27 protein-coding genes are annotated in these 24,362 nt (G+C 34.6%); 15 read left to right on the forward strand and 12 right to left on the reverse strand.

The features are described from left to right. Positions 1 to 10: 10 nt before the first annotated feature. Positions 11 to 1,549, reverse strand: a complete 1,539-nt coding sequence (locus A994_RS12125; protein ID WP_004031949.1) for an MFS transporter — start codon at positions 1,547 to 1,549, stop codon at positions 11 to 13. Positions 1,550 to 1,940: 391 nt separating this feature from the next. Continuing rightward, positions 1,941 to 2,399, reverse strand: a complete 459-nt coding sequence (locus A994_RS12130) for a PsbP-related protein (protein ID WP_237739751.1) — start codon at positions 2,397 to 2,399, stop codon at positions 1,941 to 1,943. Between A994_RS12130 and A994_RS13580 the strand changes: the two genes are divergently transcribed. The 8 genes from A994_RS13580 (at position 2,320) to A994_RS13310 (ending at position 7,904) form a co-directional block, all read left to right on the forward strand. Continuing rightward, positions 2,320 to 2,502 (forward strand): hypothetical protein, encoded by a 183-nt coding sequence (locus A994_RS13580; protein WP_237739753.1) that lies wholly within the window; start codon positions 2,320 to 2,322, stop codon positions 2,500 to 2,502. The genes A994_RS12130 and A994_RS13580 overlap by 80 nt on opposite strands. A 453-nt stretch (positions 2,503 to 2,955) precedes the next feature. Beyond that, positions 2,956 to 3,729 (forward strand): hypothetical protein, encoded by a 774-nt coding sequence (locus A994_RS12135; protein ID WP_004031952.1) that lies wholly within the window; start codon positions 2,956 to 2,958, stop codon positions 3,727 to 3,729. A 241-nt stretch (positions 3,730 to 3,970) separates the two neighbouring features. Beyond that, on the forward strand, positions 3,971 to 4,156 hold the full coding sequence (locus tag A994_RS12140) for a hypothetical protein (RefSeq protein ID WP_004031953.1): 186 nt from the start codon (positions 3,971 to 3,973) through the stop codon (positions 4,154 to 4,156). Between the two features lie 400 nt (positions 4,157 to 4,556). Further along, positions 4,557 to 4,973 (forward strand): SHOCT domain-containing protein, encoded by a 417-nt coding sequence (locus A994_RS12145; RefSeq protein ID WP_237739749.1) that lies wholly within the window; start codon positions 4,557 to 4,559, stop codon positions 4,971 to 4,973. A 298-nt stretch (positions 4,974 to 5,271) separates the two neighbouring features. Next, positions 5,272 to 5,862 (forward strand): phosphatase PAP2 family protein, encoded by a 591-nt coding sequence (locus A994_RS12150; protein WP_004031955.1) that lies wholly within the window; start codon positions 5,272 to 5,274, stop codon positions 5,860 to 5,862. Between the two features lie 602 nt (positions 5,863 to 6,464). After that, the gene (locus A994_RS12155) at positions 6,465 to 6,932 is read left to right on the forward strand and encodes a MarR family winged helix-turn-helix transcriptional regulator (protein ID WP_004031956.1); all 468 of its coding nucleotides are present in this window, start codon (positions 6,465 to 6,467) and stop codon (positions 6,930 to 6,932) included. Between the two features lie 5 nt (positions 6,933 to 6,937). Beyond that, on the forward strand, positions 6,938 to 7,666 hold the full coding sequence (locus A994_RS12160; RefSeq protein ID WP_004031957.1) for a flavodoxin family protein: 729 nt from the start codon (positions 6,938 to 6,940) through the stop codon (positions 7,664 to 7,666). A gap of 82 nt (positions 7,667 to 7,748) precedes the next feature. Then, a complete protein-coding gene (locus tag A994_RS13310) occupies positions 7,749 to 7,904 on the forward strand; it encodes a hypothetical protein (protein WP_157787280.1) in 156 nt (51 codons plus the stop codon). A gap of 130 nt (positions 7,905 to 8,034) precedes the next feature. Here A994_RS13310 and A994_RS12165 read toward each other — a convergent pair whose 3' ends face one another. The 8 genes from A994_RS12165 to A994_RS12200 form a co-directional block, all read right to left on the reverse strand. Further along, entirely contained in the window at positions 8,035 to 8,259 is a 225-nt protein-coding gene (locus A994_RS12165; RefSeq protein ID WP_004031958.1) for a hypothetical protein, read from the reverse strand. A 307-nt stretch (positions 8,260 to 8,566) separates the two neighbouring features. Further along, positions 8,567 to 9,958, reverse strand: a complete 1,392-nt coding sequence (locus tag A994_RS12170; protein ID WP_048204267.1) for a DUF4013 domain-containing protein — start codon at positions 9,956 to 9,958, stop codon at positions 8,567 to 8,569. A 524-nt stretch (positions 9,959 to 10,482) separates the two neighbouring features. After that, on the reverse strand, positions 10,483 to 10,761 hold the full coding sequence (locus tag A994_RS13425) for a hypothetical protein (RefSeq protein ID WP_004031961.1): 279 nt from the start codon (positions 10,759 to 10,761) through the stop codon (positions 10,483 to 10,485). Positions 10,762 to 10,811: 50 nt separating this feature from the next. Further along, positions 10,812 to 11,156, reverse strand: a complete 345-nt coding sequence (locus tag A994_RS12180) for a hypothetical protein (RefSeq protein WP_004031962.1) — start codon at positions 11,154 to 11,156, stop codon at positions 10,812 to 10,814. A gap of 200 nt (positions 11,157 to 11,356) precedes the next feature. Beyond that, on the reverse strand, positions 11,357 to 12,220 hold the full coding sequence (locus tag A994_RS12185) for an EFR1 family ferrodoxin (RefSeq protein ID WP_004031963.1): 864 nt from the start codon (positions 12,218 to 12,220) through the stop codon (positions 11,357 to 11,359). Positions 12,221 to 12,598: 378 nt separating this feature from the next. After that, the gene (gene bsh / locus A994_RS12190; RefSeq protein WP_004031964.1) at positions 12,599 to 13,585 is read right to left on the reverse strand and encodes a choloylglycine hydrolase; all 987 of its coding nucleotides are present in this window, start codon (positions 13,583 to 13,585) and stop codon (positions 12,599 to 12,601) included. Between the two features lie 201 nt (positions 13,586 to 13,786). Next, entirely contained in the window at positions 13,787 to 15,619 is a 1,833-nt protein-coding gene (locus tag A994_RS12195; RefSeq protein ID WP_004031966.1) for a PQQ-binding-like beta-propeller repeat protein, read from the reverse strand. A 229-nt stretch (positions 15,620 to 15,848) separates the two neighbouring features. Next, positions 15,849 to 16,214 (reverse strand): hypothetical protein, encoded by a 366-nt coding sequence (locus A994_RS12200; protein WP_004031967.1) that lies wholly within the window; start codon positions 16,212 to 16,214, stop codon positions 15,849 to 15,851. Between the two features lie 552 nt (positions 16,215 to 16,766). On the opposite strand from A994_RS12200, the gene A994_RS12205 reads away from it, so the two are divergent. Continuing rightward, positions 16,767 to 17,729: a tetratricopeptide repeat protein gene (locus A994_RS12205; protein ID WP_004031969.1), complete on the forward strand. Its 963-nt coding sequence runs from the start codon at positions 16,767 to 16,769 to the stop codon at positions 17,727 to 17,729. 181 nt (positions 17,730 to 17,910) lie between these two features. On the opposite strand, the gene A994_RS12210 is transcribed toward A994_RS12205, so the two are convergent. Beyond that, the gene (locus tag A994_RS12210; protein WP_004031970.1) at positions 17,911 to 18,498 is read right to left on the reverse strand and encodes a hypothetical protein; all 588 of its coding nucleotides are present in this window, start codon (positions 18,496 to 18,498) and stop codon (positions 17,911 to 17,913) included. A 303-nt stretch (positions 18,499 to 18,801) separates the two neighbouring features. On the opposite strand from A994_RS12210, the gene A994_RS12215 reads away from it, so the two are divergent. From A994_RS12215 to A994_RS13585, 4 genes are all read left to right on the forward strand, one after another. Next, positions 18,802 to 19,146, forward strand: a complete 345-nt coding sequence (locus tag A994_RS12215; RefSeq protein ID WP_004031972.1) for a cupredoxin domain-containing protein — start codon at positions 18,802 to 18,804, stop codon at positions 19,144 to 19,146. 424 nt (positions 19,147 to 19,570) lie between these two features. After that, positions 19,571 to 20,089 carry a GNAT family N-acetyltransferase gene (locus tag A994_RS12220; RefSeq protein ID WP_004031973.1) on the forward strand — a complete coding sequence of 173 codons (519 nt, stop codon included), beginning with the start codon at positions 19,571 to 19,573 and terminating at the stop codon, positions 20,087 to 20,089. A gap of 88 nt (positions 20,090 to 20,177) precedes the next feature. Continuing rightward, positions 20,178 to 21,230 (forward strand): ribosome small subunit-dependent GTPase A, encoded by a 1,053-nt coding sequence (rsgA, locus tag A994_RS12225; RefSeq protein WP_004031974.1) that lies wholly within the window; start codon positions 20,178 to 20,180, stop codon positions 21,228 to 21,230. A gap of 117 nt (positions 21,231 to 21,347) precedes the next feature. Continuing rightward, complete coding sequence (locus A994_RS13585) at positions 21,348 to 21,503, forward strand: hypothetical protein (protein WP_004031975.1); 156 nt, start codon at positions 21,348 to 21,350, stop codon at positions 21,501 to 21,503. A 514-nt stretch (positions 21,504 to 22,017) separates the two neighbouring features. On the opposite strand, the gene A994_RS13590 is transcribed toward A994_RS13585, so the two are convergent. After that, positions 22,018 to 22,194, reverse strand: coding sequence for a hypothetical protein (locus A994_RS13590; RefSeq protein ID WP_237739750.1), 177 nt, complete (start codon positions 22,192 to 22,194; stop codon positions 22,018 to 22,020). A 400-nt stretch (positions 22,195 to 22,594) separates the two neighbouring features. Here A994_RS13590 and A994_RS12240 point away from each other — a divergent pair, with 400 nt between their 5' ends. Both A994_RS12240 and A994_RS12980 read left to right on the forward strand, forming a co-directional pair. Next, positions 22,595 to 23,599: a hypothetical protein gene (locus A994_RS12240; protein WP_004031977.1), complete on the forward strand. Its 1,005-nt coding sequence runs from the start codon at positions 22,595 to 22,597 to the stop codon at positions 23,597 to 23,599. Beyond that, positions 23,584 to 24,360 (forward strand): hypothetical protein, encoded by a 777-nt coding sequence (locus A994_RS12980; RefSeq protein ID WP_004031978.1) that lies wholly within the window; start codon positions 23,584 to 23,586, stop codon positions 24,358 to 24,360. Before A994_RS12240 ends, A994_RS12980 begins: the two co-directional genes overlap by 16 nt. Positions 24,361 to 24,362 lie beyond the last annotated feature (2 nt).

Raw genomic sequence — 24,362 nt, forward strand, 5'->3', positions numbered from 1 at the left:
TATGTTTATTTTAGTTTTCAGTGTCAGCTTCCTGGTACTGGGTGAGTAATTTTTCCTCTTCCTCTTTTTTTGGAAACTTGAAGAATACTATGGCCGCTCCAATTAGGATGGCAATCATCCCTGCAAAGTAGGCCCAGTGATCTCCTGCTAAAAATGAATATTTTGCAGCAGTGATGATCTGGCTGGAATATTGTGGATTCTGCTGTGCCAGGGCTGCAGCACTGGAGAATGATTTTTGAAGTGTCACTTCTATGCTGGTGGTTATTTGCTCTTGGGCAGAGGCGGGTAAATTGTCAATTTGTGAGGCAATTGATCGGGCATAACCGGCTGTAAGTAGCGCTCCAAATATGGAAGTCATTATTGCACCACCAAAATCACGCTGCAGGTCTGCGGTTCCCGAGGCCATACCCACCCTTTTCACGGGAACAGAACCAGTGAGGGAATGGGAAGCCGGAGTTCCGGCTAATCCCACCCCAATTCCAACAAAAGCATAAGCCAACCCCACTTTCCAGTAGGGGATGTGATCCTGCCATAAAATTAGCATGGTCAAAAATCCCAGTAAACAGAACACATAACCGGCAAGGAGTGTAAATCTGGATCCACGGGACTCAACCAGTTTGGCAGATTGTGGTGCTACAATGATCATGAGCAATGCTGCCGGTAAAATCGCAAGTCCAGAATCCAGAGTGGAATAGCCCAGAACGTTCTGTAAAAACTGCTGACCAATGTACATAGCACCCATTAAAGCCCCGAAAACTATTATCCCCGCACTTGCTGCTACCCAGAAGATGCTGCGCCTAGCAACTTTAAGATCATAGAGGGGATTTTCTACACTGAGCTGGCGTTTTATAAATAAGATTCCTGAAGCAGCAGCGATGATTAGGAAACTAAGTATCAGACTTCCGGAGTTAGGTACTGGGGCGAAGTTAATGGCCAGAATCAATGTTCCCAGAACAACAAGAGACAGTATTCCTCCAACATTATCAACACGGGCCTTTGTCTCGTTAATGTGATTTGGAATGAACTTAATCGCCATGATCAGGGCTACCACAGCGAGGGGTAGTGTAATTCGAAATACAGAACCCCAATCAGCAAATGTTAATAAATATCCGGAGAGTAAAGGTCCAAGGGCGGCAATGGCAGCACCTATAGCCGACCATAAGGCGATGGATTTTGTTCTTTTTGTTCCGGACCACAAAGCAGCTATGAGTGCTAAAGTTGTTGGATAAGCCATTCCTGCAGCTAAACCTCCAAGGATACGGGCAGCAATCAGGATCTCAACAGATGGTGCAAAACCAGCAATTAAAGATGATGGTATGGCCAGCAGGGTACCTATTATTAGCATCAGTTTTCGGCCGTGGTGATCACCCAAGGCACCGAACCATAAAACTGAAGCAGCCAGGCCCAGGGAGTAACCTACTGCCACCAGATTAATCTGAACCTGTGAAGCATTAAAAGCAAAACCTATGGAAGGAAGTGCCACGTTAGCCACGGATAAATTCAGGTTTGCAACTGCAGCTACCAGAATGAGGGTAACTAGAGCTATCATTCCTGTTTCAGCATTTTTTGTTGGTTTTTGGTGTTGTATCCATTTTTATGCACCATATCATCTATTTACGATATTAGTATGTTTTAAGATGATGATATAATCTAATCACCGTATTTTCTAATCAACATTAGTATTAGATTTTTTATATATTCGTTAATGGTTTTTTGGGCTGGAATTTAAAAGAAGTATAAAATGAAAATCGTAGGGTATCTCTTCATTTGAGAGTTGTTTCAAATCTCATATTTAGTGGCTTAAAAAGAGATATGGGGCCTAAAAAGAGTGATAAGAATCATTAAGGAGAATCATATTAATATATGGGTTAATATCTTTTTTTAAAATCATCCCAGTTCAATCAACCATTTTTAACCTTGAAAGAAAGGTAATAATCAATTCATAGTACATGGAAAGTGCTGGTTACAATTTCAAGATCTTTTTCAATGCTGGTAAGATTTTTACCGGAACCCGGGACAGCATAAATCGTGTACATGGTTCCATCTTTAATTAACCATGTTTTTATCAGTGGATTATTTTCTTGATTAAGTGCTGAAATTTGATACGCTGGAAGACCATCTACAGTAAGTTCTTTTTCGGATGTTATGGTCCAGTTCCTGAGTGGAATTTCCTTCTTTTCCGAACTAATGTATTCGGATAAAGTACGATTATAGGCACCTTCGTAGAAATGAATAAAGTCCATATTTTCATCGGTTCCTTTACTTATGGAAAACAAGTAATCCCCTGATGTTTCATTTTCCATTTTATAAAAAGACCAATTGATAGAAGAATTAAAAGATATGCCTTCACTCTCAAAATGTTTTATACCAGTAGATTCGGTTTTATATACATTATCCAGTGGATCATTTGAGAGGCATCCTGAAACAGCCACAACACTAAAAATAAGGATCACTAATCCAATGGAACTAATCTTTGGCAACATATATTTTAAGGTGGGATAATCTGTCTAAAATATTTTTTCTTGTTCATTTAGAAATCCTTTGGTTTATTTTATTAGAAATGTCAGTGTTGGGTTGGAAATGTCAGTATTGGGGGAATAAGAAACTTGAATACAGTAATTAATTTTAAACAATTGGGTGTAAATCGGGAATAATTACTTAAATATATTTATATCTATTGTTATGTATAATTAAACTGAAAATTTACTCAGGTTTCAATTGTGAGTTTTACAAAAAAAGGCGTTTATGGTTTTTAAGCAATGTATAGTGGTTATAGTATAAATCCTAGTGAAAAATTGAAATAATTTAATTTGATGAATTATAATATGGCTTATAAGTTCATTAATACAATTTTTAACACTTTAAAATGTAAATAAAGGTATTATGCTATTTTAATTGTAGGAATTTGAATTTTAGAAAATAAGTTTAAAGTTAATTTATTTTTATGGTGAAAAAATGAGATGGTCTTTAGTTGCGATAGCCATTCTGGTTGTTATTGTTGGTTACTCTTACGTTGTGGTTTCAAATGGTCCCATAGAGCCCATGGGAAGATTAGCATTTGTTAAATTGTTAAATCCGGATATGTATCCTGGCCATCCTCACTCAGTTCTTCTAGCTCAGGAAGCAGAAGCAACTGGATCTAAATGTGCAATGGTCCTGCAACTTTATGGTGGTTCCAATTATCGTAGTTATCAGGAAGGAAACGTGTATATAATTGAAGTAGCTTTTATTGACAGGCAGGGTATGGGTTCCATTAATATGAGTCAGGTAAACTTTTTAGACTCATTTAAAATTGCATTATTTGGTGTTCCAGATGATAGGTACTGGTACATGTCTGATGGACATGTTTACACTAGCTATGATGACATGATGGCTCACGTCAACCAACTTGCAGAAGCACACGGGCAAGAGGGTCCACTCCCCATGTTCTTCAAGGGAACAGTGAGGCAGGGAAATCCAGTGATAACTCCAGGAGAAGGGTTCCCATTGTACTTCCAGATATTAACAAAAACCTATGGAATAATCCCAGCCTACATATACACATTCACCGGATTACTATCCCCATATTTCACCAATCCATACAGGGCCTTTGAATTAAGAAACGCTACTCAATTACAGGACATGTATAATGCTGGATTGTTAAACGAGAACTTCAAAACCGGTAATGAAACAGCCATGAACTATGTCAGTCAGATGTACATAAACAACTCCCAGACCTATGGTAATTAATGGAGAATAATGCCTGGAAAAAGGATAATCTTATGTGGAGTACTAAAAAGGAACTGGTGGGTGGAAAAAACTGTTTCCGTCTTAAAAAACTGTTTCCATAAAATAGGGGAGTATTTATGGGGAACGAGTTCTTGGATACCAGTTCCTGGGGGAAAATAGTTAAATGAAGACTTTTAGAAAATATTCGGAACAAATATAACTAACTTGAAGAGATATTATAATAACAGAGGGGGGATTGTTAATGAGTGATGATGAGAAACGTTATGTCAAATCAGTGTACACTGGCCGTTACAAATCTAAAGGTAGCTTAAATAATACCAAAACCTTTGTTAACACTAAAGAAACTCAAGAAAAACAGGATATAATAGCTAAACACAACCTTAAAAATCGTTTAATTAAAAAACCCAAAAAATTGTATTCTCATTGATTTAATTTTTTTAACAGGCCATTGTTTTTTCAGGATTTAACAGGCCATTGTTTTTTTAAGGATAATTTAGGGATCATTTCCCATGATTGAGAACAATCTTAGTATTATTCCCAATTTAGGGGAACTGTAAAACTCTAAGGAAGCTGTAAAATTATATTTTACATTTTTTTCTCAATTACTATCTTATTTTTCTAAAAAAAATGAGGATATAATAAATAAATTTGAATAATCAACTAATCACAACCTAATGATTTGATCATTTATAATTCCTATTTTCTTTAATCTTCCAAAATTTTAATAATAGAAAATTGCAAGAATTATTCAATAACTCACAAATTCGAGTAACTTCACAATTATCTAGGGAAGAAAAATGACTGAACCCAAAGAACAAACTACTAGCTTGCCCTGTAATGATAATTCGAAATACGGGACTGTTATATTAAAAGATAAAGGAGTTTGCATTAAATTAAGAAGCAACAATCCATTTTCAAATGATTCAAATAGTGAATTAATTAAATACACTGATATATTAAGTGTTCGTTACGATAAAGGGTTTACTCTGTCCAGGTGGCCCAAATTATACATTGAAACTTCCACAATTTCTAAAAAAATTAGTATAAACGTTGCTGAGAGAGACCTGTTAAAACAGTTTGTGGATGAGTTGAATTCTCATATTCAGGAGATTAAAACTCAAGAAAAACCCCCTGAACAAAGTTTGGGGGAGAAATTAAAAGAGGCTAAAGAACTACTGGATATTGGGGCTCTCAGTCAGGAAGAATTTGATGAAATTAAACAGAGATATTTAAAGGAATTTTAATCCGGATCTTCCTACCAATCGGATAATGACTGTGACAACTTGGAGTGAGTCTATTCTAGGGATAAATTTCATGTTACTGGATTGTTTCCAGGATAATTTTCAGATCCCGTGTTTAAGTTCAGGATCCCAGATAAATTTTAGGTTCAGGGTTAGTTCAGTTTTCATGATAATTTTAGGTTCATGATAATTTCCAGGAATTATAAAGACAGTTAGGTGGATATAATCCACAGAAATTTAACAAAAAACCGATTTAGAATATGGTTTGATTATCAAATAATCAATAATTGGAGTATATCTCATGCATGACGTTTTATTAGCTGGAATACTCAATCAAAATGTAAATCTTTTCTACATGATTAATGGTGGGATGGATAACATTGTATTTGATTTTATAATGCCATTAATCACTAATTTTGGAAGTATCATAGCTTGGGTTGTTATTTGCGGGTTGTTATTTGTCTTCGGTGGTGTGAAAGGGAAGAAGGTAGCTGTACTAGGATTGGTTGCTCTATTTGTTAGTAATGCTATCGTCTATTCATTGAAATTTATAATAGCTGAACCTAGACCTTTCCTGACTCTGCCTAATGTTGATCTTTTAGTTTATGAAAATGGATCTTATTCTTTCCCTTCTGGCCACACTGCATCATCATTTGCAGCTGCTGTGGTAATAGGGCTGAAATACAAATTTAATTTCAGAGGAAAAAGTTATGGTTTGATTTATCCGTTATTAGCTTTTGCAGGAGTTGTAGGGTTTTCCCGGATATACGTTGGTGTTCATTATCCTTTAGATGTTGCCTTTGGTGCGTTAATAGGAATATTATCTGCTCTAATAGTTCTGAAACTGGAGAATACTGCTTTGGCAGACAAATTGCCGGGAGTAAATAGTTAGTAAGTAACTTAAATATCATAACTTGTTTTGTTAAATAACGTAAAACCATTATGGTTCACACAAATTATTCCCGAATTGCCAGGGGAAATCAGAGACACATATAAATCAAAAACTTAAAAAAACGTTTTTTATGAAGCATACATCTAGTTGACCCTGATGAACTTAGAATAATCTATTGAAATATAGAACACCTATAATTCAAAGAATCCCGGGCAGGAAAATATTCACTTGACAAGTTCCGTGAATTATAAAGTCAAAAAAGGGGATTATGTGCTGAAGTTTCAAAGAAGAAGGAGTTAAATGAACTCAAGGAAAGTGAGGAGTTATTTTTTTTGAATTATTTTTAAATTAAATTTTCATATTACTTTTAATCAATTTGCGGAGATATAAACAAATTTTAAACTGGAAATTGGTCCTGAAATCACATTATGCTTCAAAAAAAAGGTTTCGATTATCTTTTTCTTCAATAATTTAATAATCATAGTATATAATAATTATTATATATAATAACCATTATATATGATAAATACTGGTTACAACCAAATGGATTGGTTTAAAAGTTAGTGGAAAACTAACTTTAAAAATATTTTGGTGAATTAAAAATGGAAAATAACTTTTATAAATGGTTAGAATCGCCTGAAGAAATGACAGGAATTTTATTTTGGAAAATTACTTATTTATGGCAACGTGAAATCAATAAAAATCTTAAAGATGTTGATCTAACTCACAGTCATTTTGCTTTATTATCTGGGGTGGCCTGGCTTGAAAAACAGGGCGACCCAATTACACAAATTAAATTAGCGAATTTTACTCAGACAAATGCCATGGTAACTTCAAAAATTATTAGAACATTAGAAGGTAAGGGATTCATTGGAAGAACGAGTGAAGGGAAGGATTCAAGGGCTAAGTATCTTTACATTACTCCAAAAGGATCCACAACTTTAAACAAAGCTTTAATAATTGTTGAAAATACTAACAAGGAATTTTTTAAAGTACTGGGTCATGAGAAGAAACAATTTGATAAAAACTTATTGAATATCTTGTATTCCAATTACGATAAAGGAGAGTAAAGATAATGAGAATATTTGGATTTATAGGCAGTCCCTTAAAGAACAAATCAAATACTTACACTTTGACAAAAATGATGTTAGACAAACTTCAAGATATTGATGGAAATTTAAAATATGACCTATTCACGGCAGAAGATGTGAATATAATGTCATGTAAAGGCTGTTGGTCTTGTATGAGTTCTGGATTCTGTCCGCTCGATGAACGTGATGATATGGGGGTTTTGAAGAAAAAAATGCTGGAATCTAATCTAATTATTTGGGGATCTCCAGTTTATGCTATGCAAGTATCAGGACAAATGAAAACTTTTCTGGATCGGTTAGCCCATTGGTACCATACACTAAGACTTGCAGGGAAACCAGGAGTAACAGTGTCAACAACTGCAGGATCGGGTTTAGAAGAAGTACATGGATATTTGAGGGTAGTGCTCAACGCAACAGGAGTAAAAGTAGTATCAACATTGGATACATTTGGAACACTTCCAGGAACGCTCGTTAATCATGAAAATGCTTTAAAGTCAGCAAATAAAGTAGCTTATGAAATATATCCTTTTTTAACTGGTGAAAAACCTATTACATCTGATAAAGGACTTGAAGAAACATTCCAGGCGAACAAAATTAAAGTCACCTACGGTGCTGAAGTATTGGTAGCGGATCGCAGATACTGGGAAGAAAATGGGATATTGGAAATGAACTCATTTAATGAATTACTCCAAAAAATCAAACAGAAATCCTAGGTACTACTCCTGATGCATGTAAGAAGTATTGAGGAAAAATGATGATGCTTTATTTTCAAAAAATCAATCTAATGGTGACCATATGAGTACTGGGATTATTCAGTACTCCTACCGTGAACTGAATAATTTCATTGGTTGGGTACCAGATGAGGGTGGGTTCTACAAGGCCACCAGTCATAGATGTGAAAGTTCTCACAACACTCAATTAATAAATCCCCGGAAATCCTGGAGCATATGAGGGGGGAACAAGTTAAAATTTATGGTAAGGAGGCATTACTTCTTAGCTGACCCTGAAAACTGAAAAAGGTTTACCTAAATTTATCAACCAAAGACTCCCCTACCGGAAAATATTCACTATATTCCTGGAACTAACTTTTTTTATGTGTATTGATTACCATAATGCTCTTTAATGTACTCCTCAGCAAACCCTGGATTTTTGCCAGTTCCATTGCTTTCCTTTTTTGATATTCTTGATCTATTTCATCATCTGTTTGACTTGAAGTTTCAGTGCTGGTAGATGCGCTGCTATCGTCAGATACTTCAGAATCTTTATCCTGATTAGTAGAGGATCTGGTTTTTGTGGCAGAATTCACTTGATTAGCGTTAGAACTTGGAGTGTCAGATGCAACACTGTTATTCGTGAGATTGCTACTAGAATTTGAAACATTTTGGTTTAGGGATTCATTTTGGAGAGTGGTGTTATTTACGGGTTTATTAAATGCATAAACTGATAAAACTACTCCAATTATTACTAAAATTATTATAACTAAATTTAAAATATATTTTTTATTAAAAATTTTATCACCTTCTTTTTAAGCGGATTCACATTCAGGGCTATTTTTAATATGGTAAAGTTATTCTTAAACTGCGCTGAAATAAATTATAAGTCATTTAACACTCCTAAACTGCCAGTTTTGTTTTATAGGCATAAACATTGACTGTGCCTTTAACTCCATTTCCTGAAATTACAATACTCTTGATGGCGGAATTATCTATGGTTAAAATTCCGTTTTTATCGGCCTGGTCATTATCATGGAAGGTAACTCCTTCCGTGTAAATTATATTCCTATTATCCGGGGCACCCCAATGAGAAGTTACATTGGTGTTATATCCCGTTATTATCATACCGTTAACACCTGCAAATGCTGGTGTCCATGATAAATTGTATTCTACTGTAGTCTTTGTTGTTCCGGGTGGTATAGCAACAAATGTACCTAATGTGCTTGATGAATCTAATTGACTTGCATCATAAGACCCTATTAAAGTTTTTTCAGTGGTTACAAAATTATGGGGTGTGTTCTGGAGCAATATAACAGGTATTGCTATGATAATAAGAGCCAATACTCCAACCAGGATTAAAGTCTTTTTTCTTTTTATAAAACTGCGTACATCAAAGTTTGAGCCCTCTGATTGCGTATCAGATGGCATGTGTGTGGTATGTTTTAGAGTACCCCCGCACTGGCATTTTTCGAAATCTTCAGGGGATTCTCCAGCTTGTAATTGGTAATATCCTCCGCAGTTTTGGCATTCTAAAAACCCAGGATCATCAGATAGATAAAATAACGCAGTTGATCTGAAAAGGTAAATGATTAGGTAGGGGATGACAATTAAAGAAACCAGAAGCACACCCACTATTTTAAGCTGGATTAAAACGAAAAGTGCCTCAATTAAAGCACCAATGAAAATTATGATTAAACAGATAATTCCAGTAACTATGTACCATAATATAAAATTCTTCCATCCAATACTGGAAATTTTATTAATTATTTGACGAAATTCAAATGCAGACTCCAGTTTACCGTAAAATGCCATATTTGATAAAGCCATTAATAATATTGGGTAAACTATCAAAAAATACAATAATACAACCATGGATAAAACCACAAGAAATGTCGTAAGGGTATTAAATCTTAAAAAGCCAGAAGAAAGACCTAAAGAGATTGCGCTCACGACTATAATTAAAAATAATGGAATAAAATATATAATACGGACAAGAATCGCCTTGATACCGTTTATGATCATATCAAACCAATCATCAAAGTCAGGAAGTTCAGTAAAGCCAGCTTGTGATGACTTTAAAATTCTGATTTCGTAACCCTCTATCAATATTCCAAATAACAGTCCAAACATGCCTAACATGCCTAAAAAAAGAGCAAGCCCAGTATTCAATCCAAATAACTGTGAAATAGATCTCGAAGCGGCTAAAGTTGTGATAATCCCTAAAATTAGAAAACTCTTCCAATGTGAAAACGGATATCTAATAGAATCCTTAACAATTTCCCCAATTTTCATTTATGAAACTCCCCCTAACAATCTGGCCTTGATTTACAGTTAATTGAATTAAATCCTCTAATCGTTCCTCAATTACCAGATTGGAGTGTTAAACATTATGGTTCTCGTAGAGTAAGCACGCCATTTAATACTCACTGCTATTATGTGACTAAATTCGCGAAATGACCCTATAAACATTTCGTAAGTTTCATATATTTTTTTAATTAAAATAGCAATACATCTCAATTTGGGCATATCATAGGTTTATTGTCTGTGTTTATGGATTTTACTCTAATCTGATTCGTTTTAATACTGTTTTATAAATTTAAAAAGCAGGTAGCAACCATGTGCATACTTCGAACACTGGATATGTCTGAAGCTGGATTAATGGTCGCTTGGCTGAAATAGGCCCTGTAAATGAGAAGTGCTGAAATACCAATTATGAAGATAGGTAATACGGAAATGAGTAGCAATATTTTTCCATGCAATCTAGCCCGTTTATTGTTCCTCGTAATAAGATAAATGGCCAGTATAAACGATGCTGGCTAGAAAAAGAAAAATGCAACATAAGCTATTAATATTTCTGTTCCATACCGTTTATGCTCATATTCTTCTTCTGATAAATTGGATTCCCGAATCAAAGATTCATCAGCGCTTTGCACTAACTGCCCACCACATTCACACTCTGTGTCAAAATCTTTCCAGGATTCACCAGGTTGTAATTCGTAATATCCTCCGCAATTATTACATACTAAATAACCGTTTAAAGACTTTCCCTCTCTCTTATTCCGCAGTCTCAGATTAATCTCATCATTGGAAACCATCTAATCATCCCTATAAGTAATTAAATCTTGAAAGAAAGAAACACATGCATTTATAGATTTTCAGTTTTTTCATTGTTTAAACGGACTCTTAATAGGCTTGCAATATATCCTCCTACATATCCAAATATCAGGAAAGAAATTACAAATAAAAAGTAAGTGTTTTGTTTGGTTACTGTTCCATAGAGTACATAGGGTAAAGACCAAACCATTCCAAAAAATGATCCGTATACTGCTTTATTATTTTTCGATAAGAACGTAGCTATAAATCCGCCTAAAATAGCAAAGGGCACAATTAGTATTAAACTGTTTATTAAGGATGTACCCGGTAGATTCCATGTAAATAAACTAACGATTATAATCGATATTATTATTGATATAACTGGATGAAATCTCATTAAAAATACCCAAAAATAATGGGCAAAAAGTACTATTTATTACTTTCTATTCATATTTGCATCAACGTGAATAATTTTACAGGACAGGATTCAGTACAATGTACTTCCTAGATGGCCCTGAAGAGTTAAAAAAAGGTTTACCTAAGGTTATAAAAAACCGGCTCCGACGGTTTTATGGATGGAGTGTTTTAGGTGGTTTTTTATTTTTTGGGAGTGGTCATGTCTGAAATTTTCACTTCAGGGTGATGATAGCTTTTAGGTAGTTCACCATATCCATGTATGGCCTGTTGGGGGCACCATTTAATGCATGCCAGGCAATTCTCACAGTGGTGCTGCCATTCTGGCTTATTATCAACCATTTCGATATTATGAACTTTACAAACATTTAAACACGTTTGGCAGCCTGTGCAATGCTCATCAGTATGATAACTTCTGTCCATTAAGGGTATAATTTCATCCATTGTAAGATCTGCGTCTTTTGAAAGCTTTGCAGTACTTTTCATTGGATTTATGAAAAATGGTTTTAAATAATGGTTATTCATCATTACACTCAAAATATTCAAAAACAATTTAATGAATGGGCCATCTCTATCAAACCCTCCTTCATTTTTCTCTTGGACCCGTCCCTGAATAAAGTCAAGTTTTTTCTCTTTCCAGTTATTGTAAAGTTTTGTTTTATTCTCAAATGGTTTCCTAAAAGCGTTTTGAGGCATTTGAACGCCAAATCCTGATGCAAGATGGCCACCGCGTGCTTTGATCATCTCATCCAGTATTTTCAGTGTGGAGCCGGACCCTCCACCATAGGTACATACTGCAAAAATGTATTTTGTACTTATTTCATCCAGTTTCATGACAAATCGCTGGACAACCAGGGGAATGTTGACTGTTCCCAGATAATAAACTGGAAATACAATTCCAATTACATCGGCATCAGTTGTTATTCTTTTCTTATCCATCACGGAAGTTATGGATATTAAATTTCCTTCCATTCTCTTGGCAAGATCCCTGGCAACAACAAGAGAATTCCCTGTGCCTGAAAAATAATAAATTTCTGTTTTATTCATTATCATCATCTCATGAGGATAAATTATTCAAGTTCATTCGTTCCGGATTGGATATGGTCCAAATCAATTCGTTCTTGACTGGATAGGGTCCAAATCAATCCTTTTTTGAGTGAATGTGGTTGAAATCAATTTGTTCTTGGTTGGATATGATTCATCAATTCTCTTTTTTGGGTGGATATGCTCGAAATCATATGATGCGTAAGTACTCACAACACTCAGTTAACAGATGCCCGGAATGCCCTGGAAATCCGTGAGCACATGACTGGCCACAAGTTAAAAGAGTTGAATGGTGAGTTATAGACGTTATTTTTTCAGCCTTTTTAATAAAATCTACTTTTTTAAAAAAAGAAGGGAATATAATTTCTTTATCAAAACGTTTTAATTTTGATAATTTATATCCTGTGTTGTTAAATAAGGGCATTTGATTACTTCATCACCATCCAATTCTTCTTTATGCATATTAACCGCATTTATTCGGCTATTTCCATAATTTTTGTAATAATAGATGCCGTTTTCTTGATCCATACAAGCAGAGTAGGTTGTTTTTTCTGCCATTCCCTCTGTTAAAACCCCTGCTTTTACCATTTTCACATAGTCAAGCATGTGCATGCATTGGGTCACAGCACTGATATCATCTTCCAGAACTGGCATATGTGCTCTGGCATAGGCAATTCTCACAAATCTTGAAACGCTATGCGAGTCTCCTGGTAGTCCCAGAGTACCAGCTCCAACACCATGAATTTGCAACAACTGGTCACTCCACTTGACTGGTTCAGGTTGATTAGGATTAATAGATATGTATCTGTTTAGATTCATCAAATGCCAGTCAAAGGTAGGTTGATTGGTCATTACTCCCACAGGATTATCATAGACTGCGAGTTGTTCTTTAGTTTTTTCAACTACAATTGACGAACCAGTTTTATCAGTTATCATCCAGTGGAGTGTGGGAACTGGTGTCTGGTCATTTAAGGGCACATCTACTAAATCTATGTTAGAAAGAGCACTCTTAACTTCATCAATTGTATCGTAGTTAGAGACCACCCAGTAAATGAAGTCGTAGGGTGTGATATTTGTTTTTCCAGGCACTGGTTTTTCTTCAAAATGTGCGAATCCTTCAAAATTCAGACCAGCACAGACTAGTCCATTTTCATTCATGGCATCAACCATTGAAGGATGGTTGTCTATCACCGTTCCAATACCAATAATTGCTTTGCTGGTGATTTGCATATCTCCAGTAACTTTATCCTGGAGAAGGTAATTTCTCGGAAGAATTATAGGATATTCATTTACATTATATGCTAAATCTAAATTTCGTCCAACAAAGTTATTTCCATCTTCTGTTTGTATACTAAATGTTGTACACATTTGATTCACCCTATTTTTTTTTATTTTTTTAAATTTATATATTTTTTTTAAAGGAGGATTGAGTAAATAGGGGTATGTTTGGGCTCTAAATTTAAAACAGGGTTCAGGATGCATACTACCTAACAGGCCCAGATGGCCTGAGAAAAACTTATTTGAGAATATAAAATGATTCAAAGTTATAAATGAAAGAGTGAAAGCACTTTATTTATTTCTGGCTGTTAAAAAACTCCCTAGAACTATTAAAAGAGCCAGGATTATCGCGTTAAAGGGCATTCCTGTATTTTTCATGCCTACAGTTTTCACATTACTGGCATCCACAGTTTCAGTTTCGTTGGTTGATTTAACTGTAATAAACAGGGCCTGTATTTTCTGATTTAAGTCAGGGTTAAAGCTGGCAGTGGTTACTTCTGGACTTATAATAAAGCTTCCAACACGTTCTACCATAAATTGAATATAAGCATGGGGGTCACCCACTGGAACATCTCCCAGATTCCATATAACCATCCGGGTAGCGGGATCGTAATAGATGGTGCCATTATCTGCCCAGGTATTTATAAATTCCATGCCTTCCGGGATTGTAAACTTCAAAATGGTTTGGTAGGCAACGTTAGGTCCATTATTTCCCACTTTCAAGGTGGCTGTGACTATATCACCTAATGTAGGATTTTGATTATCTATTGATGTTAAAAGGTAAATATCTGAAGCTGGAGCCATAAAAGCATAAATTATTGATGTATAGATTACCAGTTCATGAGAATCATCAACAAATGTACCTCCACCATATAGGGTTCCATCTTTTGCTATGGCTGGTTTAATTGATGAGGGTATATCCGAAGTCCATTTTAAAGTTCCATTGGGATTTATAGCATACAGGGAGGACATGAAAGACATAACATATAGAGTGCCATCGGCTCCAATTGTGGGGGACCACTCTAGGTTATTTATGGGATATTTCCAGACCAATGAAGCTTCACTCCCTAAATCTGTAAATGCGTATAAATTTCTCTCTTTTGAAATTAAATCCGATGCAGCCAGGTATATAGTTCCATTTGAAGATATAGCCGGGGGAGCCATTATTCGATCAAATTCACTTATAATCCATTTCACCCGCACGTAACTGCTATTATCTTCAAAAGCATAAAGGTAAGAATTCCAGGAGCTATCCTGGGCCAGTTTTTCAAATCCCACATATATGGTGCCATCAGGGCCAATGGTAGAATATCCTACGGGGTAAATAGGGGCATCATCCCTTATTGTGTAGCTCCATTTACAAATGGCACTAGTTTGTATGTCTTTCAAGGCATAGAAGACGGAATAATAATCTAAATATTGGCGTACGAGAGCGTTAAAATAAATAGAACCCTCTTTGGATAAACTCACTTGACCCACCAGATTGCTGCTATCTCCATCCATAACAGTGTAATTCCATTTTTGGGTCCCATTGGAATTAAGTGCAAAAATAACCAACCTGCCATCATCGATATTCATTCTAGCACCTAAGTAGATGGTTCCATCAGAACCTATTACTGGTGAGGGGATGGGAGACGAGCCAGTGGGAGGGTCGCGAAGTTCCAAAGGTAAAATGTATTCCCAAACACATTTTGCTTCGGTTCCCGTATCTTTAAGGGCCATTAACGTCCCCTGATAGTAAGACATATCACCATTAGACTTCAGGGTCACATAAATAGTTCCATCAGGACCCAGGACGGGGTAAGATGTTATGATTGATTTTTCAGGATCTGAGAAGGTATAAGTCCATTTCGTAGTTCCATTGGGGTTCAGGGCAACCAGGCGGTAAATATCATACCGGGTATCACCAACGTCATCGTAAGCAACATATACTGTACCATCAGAACCAACGACTGGTGTGGATCCAAATAACACACTATTACCTTCAAAAACAGAGTTATTGGCCGATGAATAATTCCACTTTACTGAGTCATTTTGAGAAGATAGGTAAGGGGATTGGCCGGTTTTTTGATTATCATAAGCTGCTTGTGGCCACTGGTTATCTGATTCGGCTGCGCTAACCACAGAAAGAGAGATTAAAATAAAAATTCCTGTTAATATTATTTTTAGCCCTGTTTTTCCGGATAATGATTTTATTATGGAACTCCCCCCATGTAAAGGTAAAAATATTATTTCAAAAGCAATATTTAAGGGTTTAGATTTTCTTTATTAGGTTATCTACAATACCACCAGTTATATGATGCACATTATGGTGAATATATTGGTAAAAATAAAAAAAATAATTAAATTTTATTTATATTTCCTTAGAAAACGTCTCTATAGTGCTTTGCAGTTCCTGAGGTAACTTTTCTACTTTATTTGGGTCAATCACAGAATATAATGTTTGGGCCACCTTTTCTTTGTCGAGTCGTAGATCTCTTTCTTCTTCCAATTTTTCTATTGCTTTTTCCTGTTCCTTTATCGCAGTTTGTTTTCCTTCAGCACCTACATTGGCTCCAACATATGCACCTACTATTGTTCCAACGGCTGTTGTAAGTGAACCTACAATTACAGCTATATCACTCGTAGATTTGCTTATAGCATAAATACAAATAAATCCAAACAATACAAAGGCAGCTATTACTGCCACTAGATTGTATTTAAGCCTATCATTAACCATTTTTGTCCACCCCTCTATGATGTAGTTCATATTAATTTTTATTTTCAAACATATAAATCACTTCTTATATGATCGATTATGGCAATCCTGCACTCCTGCCGTGAATTGAACCGTTTTCTTGGTTGGGTGCCTGATGAGGGCGGGTTCTACAAGGCCACCAGTCATATGATGCGGAAGTTCTCACAACACCCAACTAATACACGCAATTATGCCTGAGGAGATACGTGAACATTTATGGGAATAAGTATCGAGACCTGTACGCACAGCTATTACTTGATTTGGCCCTAAACCTAAAAGTCTACATCAAGTACTGGAACACGTGAAATAACCGAAAAACTACCAATAACCCGGTAACAATTCAGAGAACTCCAAAAACGAAAACAGACTTTTGTGTGACATAGTCTCAGAGATGAAAAAAGAGTTGAAGGAACTGAAAGGTGAAGTTTAAGGCTTATTTTTTTTTATTGAGACTATTTAATTAAATTTTTATATTACTTTAATCAACTATTTTTAAATTAGTTTTAAAATTCGTTAAAGTAGGTGTAATGACATATGAGTTCGTGGAATTTAAAACAATTATTTTTCATAGCTATTGCCAGTGTTTTTTGGGTTCTTTCATTCATTTTTAATAATTTTTTACAACTAATTTTATTTTTAGGTTTTGTATTTATTTTACCTTTCATTCTGAATAAATTTTTCACAAAATATGATGATAGGGTGTATATTGTTATTGTAACATCAATTTTGTTGTTATCAACTATTTTCTATTCTATTTGGACTAAAAATAGTGATTTATTTAATATTGGGACGTATACTCCGTTTTTAGCAGGTTTAATTTTTGCTTTTGAATTAACTTGGGACCGGCGTAAATATTATGAAAAAATCACAATATTCCGTAAAGGAATTGAATTTTTAGAGGAGAAAAAATTCACTGAAGCTTTGGATAAATTTGATGAAACATTGGAATTGGATCCAAAATATCTTCCGGCCTCAATTAATAGAGCATTAACATTAGGGTTTCTAGAAAGACATAATGAGGCTATAAATGCATCTAATGACATTCTATTGAGACATCCTAATAATTTTATAGTATTAAACCTCAAAGCGCATGCTCTTCTTAAAGTGGGAAAATGTGATGAAGCTCTTGAAATTGTAGAAAGAACTCTTAAAGAACCATCATTGGATGATAATTTGCTGTTTGTTGCGCTTGTAAATAAAGGAGAAATATTATTTGAAAAAGGAAGTTACCATGAAACAATTGAATATTATGAGCAAGCATTAGAAAAAGTACCCCTCAAAAAAACATGGAAACTTCAAGGGTCTAACATTTCACTGACTGTATTAAATTATGAAATAGCAAAGGTTTGGTTTAGTAAAGGAAACGCCTATCAAAAACTCCAACAACTTGATGAAGCATTGAATTCTTTTGAAGAAGCTTTAAAATTAGATCCTGAAAATCAGGAAGTTTTAAAGGCTAAGAAAGAGCTTTTGGGGCTGATGAATTATGTCCTTTAAAAATTCATGATCCAACCCCAAACAAAAAAAACCCCTTCTATTTATTTTTTAACCAAAAAAGAAAACTTACTAAAACTTATTCATCTCCTAACCATTTATTACTTCTTCAACAAAATTCTGATGGAAAATTCTTGGGTATTAACTTATTCTACTAATTTTCCTTTTGATAAACTAAATATAATCAGCGAATCGTCACGTATTTAGTTTTAAAAGTATAAAGGCCAGCAATGACTCCAATAATTAAAAAAATTACTGAAATTTCAATTACAATATTAATGAAGGGTGTCATATATGGACTTATTCTCCCTAAATGCATTAACTGATCTCCTATAATAATAATTATTAATATAAAACCTATTATTAAGGGAGATATAACTTTACTTGACATAAATGTTTTACCTATCCTAGTTTCTGTGTATTTGTATCCATAATTCCAATCTGATTTTATAAAATGTGGGAGGCCATACCCTAAGACGGCACCAATGGGTATTGCCAATAATAATTGAAAAGAAAGCCCAACAGAAAGATATGCTGGATTTTTAGAAATGATTCCGGCATTATATATGAGCATTAATAATATTATACTTGCTATTGATAAGAGAACAATTATTATTGCCTTCCAGAAAGGTATTGCAATTTTTGGGATATCTATTGACTCAGAGTAGACTAATTCTCCGCCACACTCACATGCAAGGTCGAAATCTTCTGGAGATTCTCCTTCCTGGAGCTGATAGTATTCCCCACATTTATCACAGATTAAATATCCCATTTAAACCCCTGATATAATATGAATTAAGATTCGATTGATTATATTATTCATAATATTTATTTATAAATGAATATGCAAATAGTTAAATCCATTTAATTCCCTCTTATCCAAAAAAAAACAGACTAAATATTAGCCTAACAATTTATTCATTGTCCAAATTCTGATGGAAAATCCTTGAGTATTAGCTCCCATAATTTTTCTTTTGAGATTAAATCATGTGGTAATACCAAAATTTATATAATCATACTTCTAATGCTAATAATACATTACCATTAAAACTATTTAATGGAGTGGGGGGTTATTATGGACAAGGGCGAATTATTAATTGGATTGCCTATATTTGGGGTTTGTTTATTACTACTTTTAGGTCTTCATGATATTCCAGCTGAAATATATGTGGGAAACTCTGGATTTGACCCAAATGTTACTAACATATATCCAAGTAAGGTTACCTGGACAAACAATGACTCTCAAATCCATCGCATTATCAGTGATGATGGATTGTTTGATAGTGGTAATTTAAGCCCTGGTGAAAATTATACTTACGATTTCAGCTATCATAAAAATAAAATATATAAATATCATGATTCAACAAACACTTCTTTAAAAGGCACCATACAGATTGAAATGGGGCCAGGCCCCTACTAATCCTAAACAGATTCTCCTTACTTTTTAAGTGAAAAAAACAAACCTATTAAAGGTTAGTCCGTCCCTAACAATTTATTACTTCTTCAACAAAATTCAGATGGAACATCCTTGAGTATTAACTTATCCTACTAATTTTCCTTTTGATAAACTTAAAAATAAGGCGTAATCCTCGTTTTACTCAATTTTTTGCTATTTTTTATTTTTTTTAACATATCTTTTGATTAACCATATAATTGCCAATATAATTACTAAAAAAAATAGTAGACCAATTAATAATTGAGTTGTTGAAATGGTAGTAGTTGCAGTCATCGCATCTGCTATGATTTTCACCTCATTAACCTCTTTAGTGATGTAGTCTCATAAAGAATATTGTTAACTGGTGGGTGTGACAAAAAAATATTAAAAGTAGGAGAGGAGTTTTATAATGTTTAAATGTCGTCCAGAAAAAGATGCTGATCGAAAAGCTATTTTTGAGATTAACCGACTTGCATTTGGACAGGAAACTGAATCTTGTTTGGTTGATATGCTTAGGGAGTCTGAAAATTATGTTAATGGACTTTCATTAGTAGCAGAAAAAGATGGGGAAGTTGTTGGGCATATATTATTTACTAAAATATCTCTGGAGCCTCCCAATGGTGACTTCGTTGGTCTTGCACTTGCACCGATGGCGGTAAGGCCAGATTTACAACGACAGGGGATAGGGTCTAGCCTAATTATCGAGGGACTTAAAGCATGCAAATCAAGGGGATACAAAACAATAATTGTTATTGGACATCCGAATTATTATCCTCGTTTTGGTTTTTCTTCCGCCAGGGAAAAAGGCCTGGAATCACCATTCCCTGAACCTGATGAGGCTTTCATGGTACTTGAGCTAGTCCCTGGATGCCTGGATGGTGTTGAAGGGATAATAACATTTGCACCGGAGTTTACTGAGGTTGAATAGAACCCTGGTGGATTCATGCCCTGTTTTCTAATAAAATGTTTTTAAGGTATCATATGGTGAGTTTGGTTAGGTATTGGAGAGTGTTTAATTGGATAATTTGTTAAAAAAATTAGGATGGAATGCTTTTTTCGGGGAACATTTTAGGGAGTATGTAGGATTATATGAACCAGCAAGGGTCTCAACAGTGTACAAAAATGGTTTTAATGTGTACACTAAAGATGGAGAGGTTCGTGCCAGAATTTCAGGTAACCTACATCAAAATGGAAATCTTCCCGCTGTAGGTGATTGGGTAGTTGTATCTAAAGATAATGTTGGGCCTGTAACTATACATGCCATTCTTCCTCGAAAAAGCAAGTTTTCTCGCAAAGAAGCAGGAAAAGTTACCGAAGAGCAAGTTATTGTCACAAATATTGATACCATTTTTATTGTAACCTCACTTAACCGGGACTTTAACTTAAGAAGGATAGAAAGATACCTTGCCATTGCCAAAGAAAGCAAAACAGAGCCTGTAGTGATCCTGAGTAAATCAGATCTTTGTAAAGATGTAGATGAGAAAATAAATGAGGTTCTGGAGATCGCACCTGGGATAAATGTGATTGCTATTAGTGCAACCCGCAATGAGGGCATAGAACAATTATCACCTTACCTTAAAGATGGTAAAACCGTTGCATTACTGGGATCATCGGGTGTGGGGAAATCTACACTCATCAATGCCCTTGAAGGTTATAAAAGACAGAATATCGGTGAAATACGGGAAAAAGATAGAAGGGGAAGGCATGTTACCACCGAAAGGGAATTGATCATGTTGGAAAAAGGTGGTTTAATTATAGACAACCCGGGCATGAGGGAATTGCAGCTATGGGATGCTGGAGAAGGGATGCTGGATCTTTTCAGTGATATTATCGAACTTGAAACGCAGTGTAAATTTTCAGATTGTATGCATGAAAGTGAACCTGGATGTGCAGTTAAAAGAGCCATAAGTGACAAATCCCTCTCAGAAAAAAGGTTAGAAAGTTTCAGGAAATTACAGGGAGAAATGCGTGCTGTAGAAAGGAAAAAAAACCCTCAACTTGCAGGAAAAAAGAGATGGAAAGAAATTGCGAAAATGACCAAAGAGATTAAAAATGTTAAGAAACGATAAATCAATTAAACTATTCCCGAAGCTCAAAACTCATTCCAATCATTTATTCTCCGAATAAAAATACAATCAAAAACTTAGCCCACCCCTAAGGATGGCTTCAACAAAGCAACCAGTCACATGATGCGGAAGTTCTTCAATACCCAGTTAATTAATGCAGGAATGCCTTGGGAAATCAGAGAACCCATGATGGGACACAAGTTAAAGGATAGGGTCCGTGAGGCATACTTCCTAGCTGACCCAGAAGAGTTAAAAAAGGTTTACCTAATTATATAGAACACCTATCAGTCAAAGACTCCACGGCAGGAAAATATTCACAAGATGAAATCCGTGAACTACAAAGACAGCTATTGGAAATGAAAAAAGAGTTAAAAGAGTTAAAAGGTGAGGTTTGAGGGTTATTTTTTTTGATTGAGAACATTAACTTAAGTTTTTATATTACATGAAAAGTGTTTAGTACCATTTCGAGGCCAGGTTCGATGCTGGTAATGTTGTTATTTGGGCAGGGAACCGCAAAAATCGCAAATAAAATTCCATTTTTCATAAAGTATGTTGATATTACTGTTGTTTTTTTTCCTTCGTTAAGTGTTGTAACTTGATATGCGGGAAGACAATCTACAGTAAGATTTTTTTCAGATATTATGGTCGAATTGCTAAGTGGATTTTTCTCATTCTCAGAATTAATATGTTCTAATATAGTACCATTATAGTAACCAGCGTGGAAATGAATAAGATCTGTATTTTCACCTGTTCCTTTCCCTATCGAAAACAGGTAATCATTCGTTTCGTTTTACATTTGACCAAGAGACCATGTATTAGGAGCATTAAAAGATATGCCTTTTCCTTCAAAATGTTTAACATCACCCGATACAGTTTCTTTGACAGTATCCTGTGATGTGCATCCTGAGATAACTATAACAATCAGAACAAGGAGCAATAATCCAATGGAACTAATTTTTGACGACATACTTTTCAACTCGTGTATAATATTATACTTAATTGTTGCCCAGTTATTATTAATATTCATCTATTTATTTTCCCAAACCCCCAAACTCAAAACTCCTTCAAACCCCTTCATAACCCCAAAAGAAATGTAACTAAAACTTAGCCCGTCCCTAACAATTTATTACTTCTTCAACAATATTCAGATGGAAAATCCTTGAGTATTAACTTATCCTACTAATTTTCCTTTTGATAGACTAAAAAATAAGGCGTAATACCAAAGATTTATATATAATCAAAAGTGACAATTAATGATAATTATAAAAAAACCATTTTAGGGCCTTATTATTATATAAAAAGCCTTAATTAAGTTCTAATTAATAAATAGGTTTATATATGGTCTAATATAATAATTATTATTAGTTATGAAACCTAATAAATGTTTTTATAAAAATATTGGTCTTATTTTAATAGACAAACAAAAGAAAAGGCTATTAAAGACTAAAAACGACTCAATTATCAGGTTATTCTTTGATGATAAAGGTTTTATTTCAACCTTTAGAATTGATTGTAAATTCCGTTTGAAACCTCTTAACTCGTCTTTAGAGCAAATAGGTAAAAAATACTTGGAATTAGATGATCCCTCTTTTAAAAATTTCTTAAACTATTTGATAACGCCTGAGATGGAGATTGAGAGGATCTTCAATAACATTCGATACAAGTATTTGGAGTGTATTTATCATTCTGGTCTTGAAAGTCCTCAAAAATTTATTAATGCGGACTATAACAATGCTTTCCAATCATTAACAGGTATCAAAGTCTATCAGGGTAGTACTAAAAATAGAAAGCACAATGATGATTATTGGCGAGAAGCAGGGTTCCAAAAACCATCGGACATGGGCATCACATTTGATCCTGAGCGTAAGGACCTCCAGTTTATTTTAGATTATATTCGCAATTTCCACCAAGATGACTTTAACCGGATTTATAGAGAGCTAATTGCTATTAAACCAGGATTTCATGAGCTATTGTTGCACGAAGACTTTTACGACAGTATCCCTGCTGATGATAAAGCACGCTCACAAATTTTAAGACAATTACGACTTAAAAATAACCCTGATAGTGGAAATGACAAAAAAATGAGTAGATTACCCCGTGACATTAATAGCCAGAGCTACTTGACTTATGCTTCCTGTAATATAACAGAAGGTCCTTTTGTATTCCGTAAATGTATCAAAACCTCATATTATAATGAGATCCGCAAAATAAATTCAAGACATGAATTAAATAAACTAAATGAAAGTTTTAACATATTAGACTATTGTGATGGATCTATTAGATCCTTAGATGATCTAAAAAGGATATTAGATGATGCAGAAAGGTTTAAAGGATTCAATCACTTGAGGTATATTAAATGCCCGAAAAAATAGATTATTTAAAAAAAATAAGGGAATTAACCCAAGAATATTTCCAAATATCCCTTGATGACATTCCAATTCCAGAAACCGAACTAGTTAATATCGAACCGGACCGAGCAGATGGTTTACTGGTAGGTTCCAAAGAAGCATTAAACTACCAATACCTCGTTCAAGGAGATATAACACCATTTTTAAATAAAGCACCAGAAGGATACTTCTTAATAGGCTTTTGGGGACACGGATTCAACAGTTACGGATTCTATTACAGCAGGGTAGAACCTAATAGCAGGATATTCTTTAGATTACCATATGGTGGAGCTTATATGAACAATAAAAGAGAAGCCATACGAATAAAAAATTTCTTAATCAACTTTTTCGAATTCAAAAATAAATTAAAAACTGCAACCACATTCAATGTAGTTGAATCCATGGGAGAAGGTTTTCACGAAATCAAATACAAAGATCAGACTGTTAAATTCAAAGGATCAGTATATCGTCAGAGAAATCCTGAAAAACACTTCCAAAAAATCTTAAAATCTTTAAAAGTACCAACTAAACGCCATCAACATATTATTAAGCTTCCATCATGGGCAGGTAAAAAATATGAAGATATGACTCCCAAGGAACAGGAAGAGTATCAAGAACATTTAAGGCGTAAGTTCACTTGGGAACCTGGCGACCTTAAAAAGGTTGGTCATGAACCATTAACTGAAGATGAGAAAAAGTTGGTTGAATCGATTAAGAAACAAGAGGAAGATGTAAACAAAGAGTAGGG

Origin of the sequence: Methanobacterium formicicum DSM 3637 (assembly GCF_000302455.1) — an archaeon.
Lineage (GTDB): Archaea > Methanobacteriota > Methanobacteria > Methanobacteriales > Methanobacteriaceae > Methanobacterium > Methanobacterium formicicum_A.

What these genes read in the sequence shown, in the direction of transcription:
- A994_RS12180 (WP_004031962.1), bottom strand. Translation starts at nt 11,156, where the DNA reads ATGAGATTTCATCCAGTTATATCAATAATAATATCGATTATAATCGTT.
- A994_RS13585 (WP_004031975.1), top strand. Translation starts at nt 21,348, where the DNA reads ATGATGCGGAAGTTCTTCAATACCCAGTTAATTAATGCAGGAATGCCT.
- A994_RS12205 (WP_004031969.1), top strand. Translation starts at nt 16,767, where the DNA reads ATGAGTTCGTGGAATTTAAAACAATTATTTTTCATAGCTATTGCCAGT.
- A994_RS12980 (WP_004031978.1), top strand. Translation starts at nt 23,584, where the DNA reads ATGCCCGAAAAAATAGATTATTTAAAAAAAATAAGGGAATTAACCCAA.
- A994_RS12135 (WP_004031952.1), top strand. Translation starts at nt 2,956, where the DNA reads ATGAGATGGTCTTTAGTTGCGATAGCCATTCTGGTTGTTATTGTTGGT.
- A994_RS12140 (WP_004031953.1), top strand. Translation starts at nt 3,971, where the DNA reads ATGAGTGATGATGAGAAACGTTATGTCAAATCAGTGTACACTGGCCGT.
- A994_RS13425 (WP_004031961.1), bottom strand. Translation starts at nt 10,761, where the DNA reads ATGGTTTCCAATGATGAGATTAATCTGAGACTGCGGAATAAGAGAGAG.
- A994_RS12220 (WP_004031973.1), top strand. Translation starts at nt 19,571, where the DNA reads ATGTTTAAATGTCGTCCAGAAAAAGATGCTGATCGAAAAGCTATTTTT.
- A994_RS12125 (WP_004031949.1), bottom strand. Translation starts at nt 1,549, where the DNA reads ATGATAGCTCTAGTTACCCTCATTCTGGTAGCTGCAGTTGCAAACCTG.
- A994_RS12170 (WP_048204267.1), bottom strand. Translation starts at nt 9,958, where the DNA reads ATGAAAATTGGGGAAATTGTTAAGGATTCTATTAGATATCCGTTTTCA.
- A994_RS13310 (WP_157787280.1), top strand. Translation starts at nt 7,749, where the DNA reads ATGAGTACTGGGATTATTCAGTACTCCTACCGTGAACTGAATAATTTC.
- A994_RS12185 (WP_004031963.1), bottom strand. Translation starts at nt 12,220, where the DNA reads ATGAATAAAACAGAAATTTATTATTTTTCAGGCACAGGGAATTCTCTT.
- A994_RS12160 (WP_004031957.1), top strand. Translation starts at nt 6,938, where the DNA reads ATGAGAATATTTGGATTTATAGGCAGTCCCTTAAAGAACAAATCAAAT.
- A994_RS12200 (WP_004031967.1), bottom strand. Translation starts at nt 16,214, where the DNA reads ATGGTTAATGATAGGCTTAAATACAATCTAGTGGCAGTAATAGCTGCC.
- A994_RS12150 (WP_004031955.1), top strand. Translation starts at nt 5,272, where the DNA reads ATGCATGACGTTTTATTAGCTGGAATACTCAATCAAAATGTAAATCTT.
- A994_RS12215 (WP_004031972.1), top strand. Translation starts at nt 18,802, where the DNA reads ATGGACAAGGGCGAATTATTAATTGGATTGCCTATATTTGGGGTTTGT.
- A994_RS13590 (WP_237739750.1), bottom strand. Translation starts at nt 22,194, where the DNA reads ATGTCGTCAAAAATTAGTTCCATTGGATTATTGCTCCTTGTTCTGATT.
- A994_RS12240 (WP_004031977.1), top strand. Translation starts at nt 22,595, where the DNA reads ATGAAACCTAATAAATGTTTTTATAAAAATATTGGTCTTATTTTAATA.
- A994_RS12210 (WP_004031970.1), bottom strand. Translation starts at nt 18,498, where the DNA reads ATGGGATATTTAATCTGTGATAAATGTGGGGAATACTATCAGCTCCAG.
- bsh (WP_004031964.1), bottom strand. Translation starts at nt 13,585, where the DNA reads ATGTGTACAACATTTAGTATACAAACAGAAGATGGAAATAACTTTGTT.
- A994_RS12155 (WP_004031956.1), top strand. Translation starts at nt 6,465, where the DNA reads ATGGAAAATAACTTTTATAAATGGTTAGAATCGCCTGAAGAAATGACA.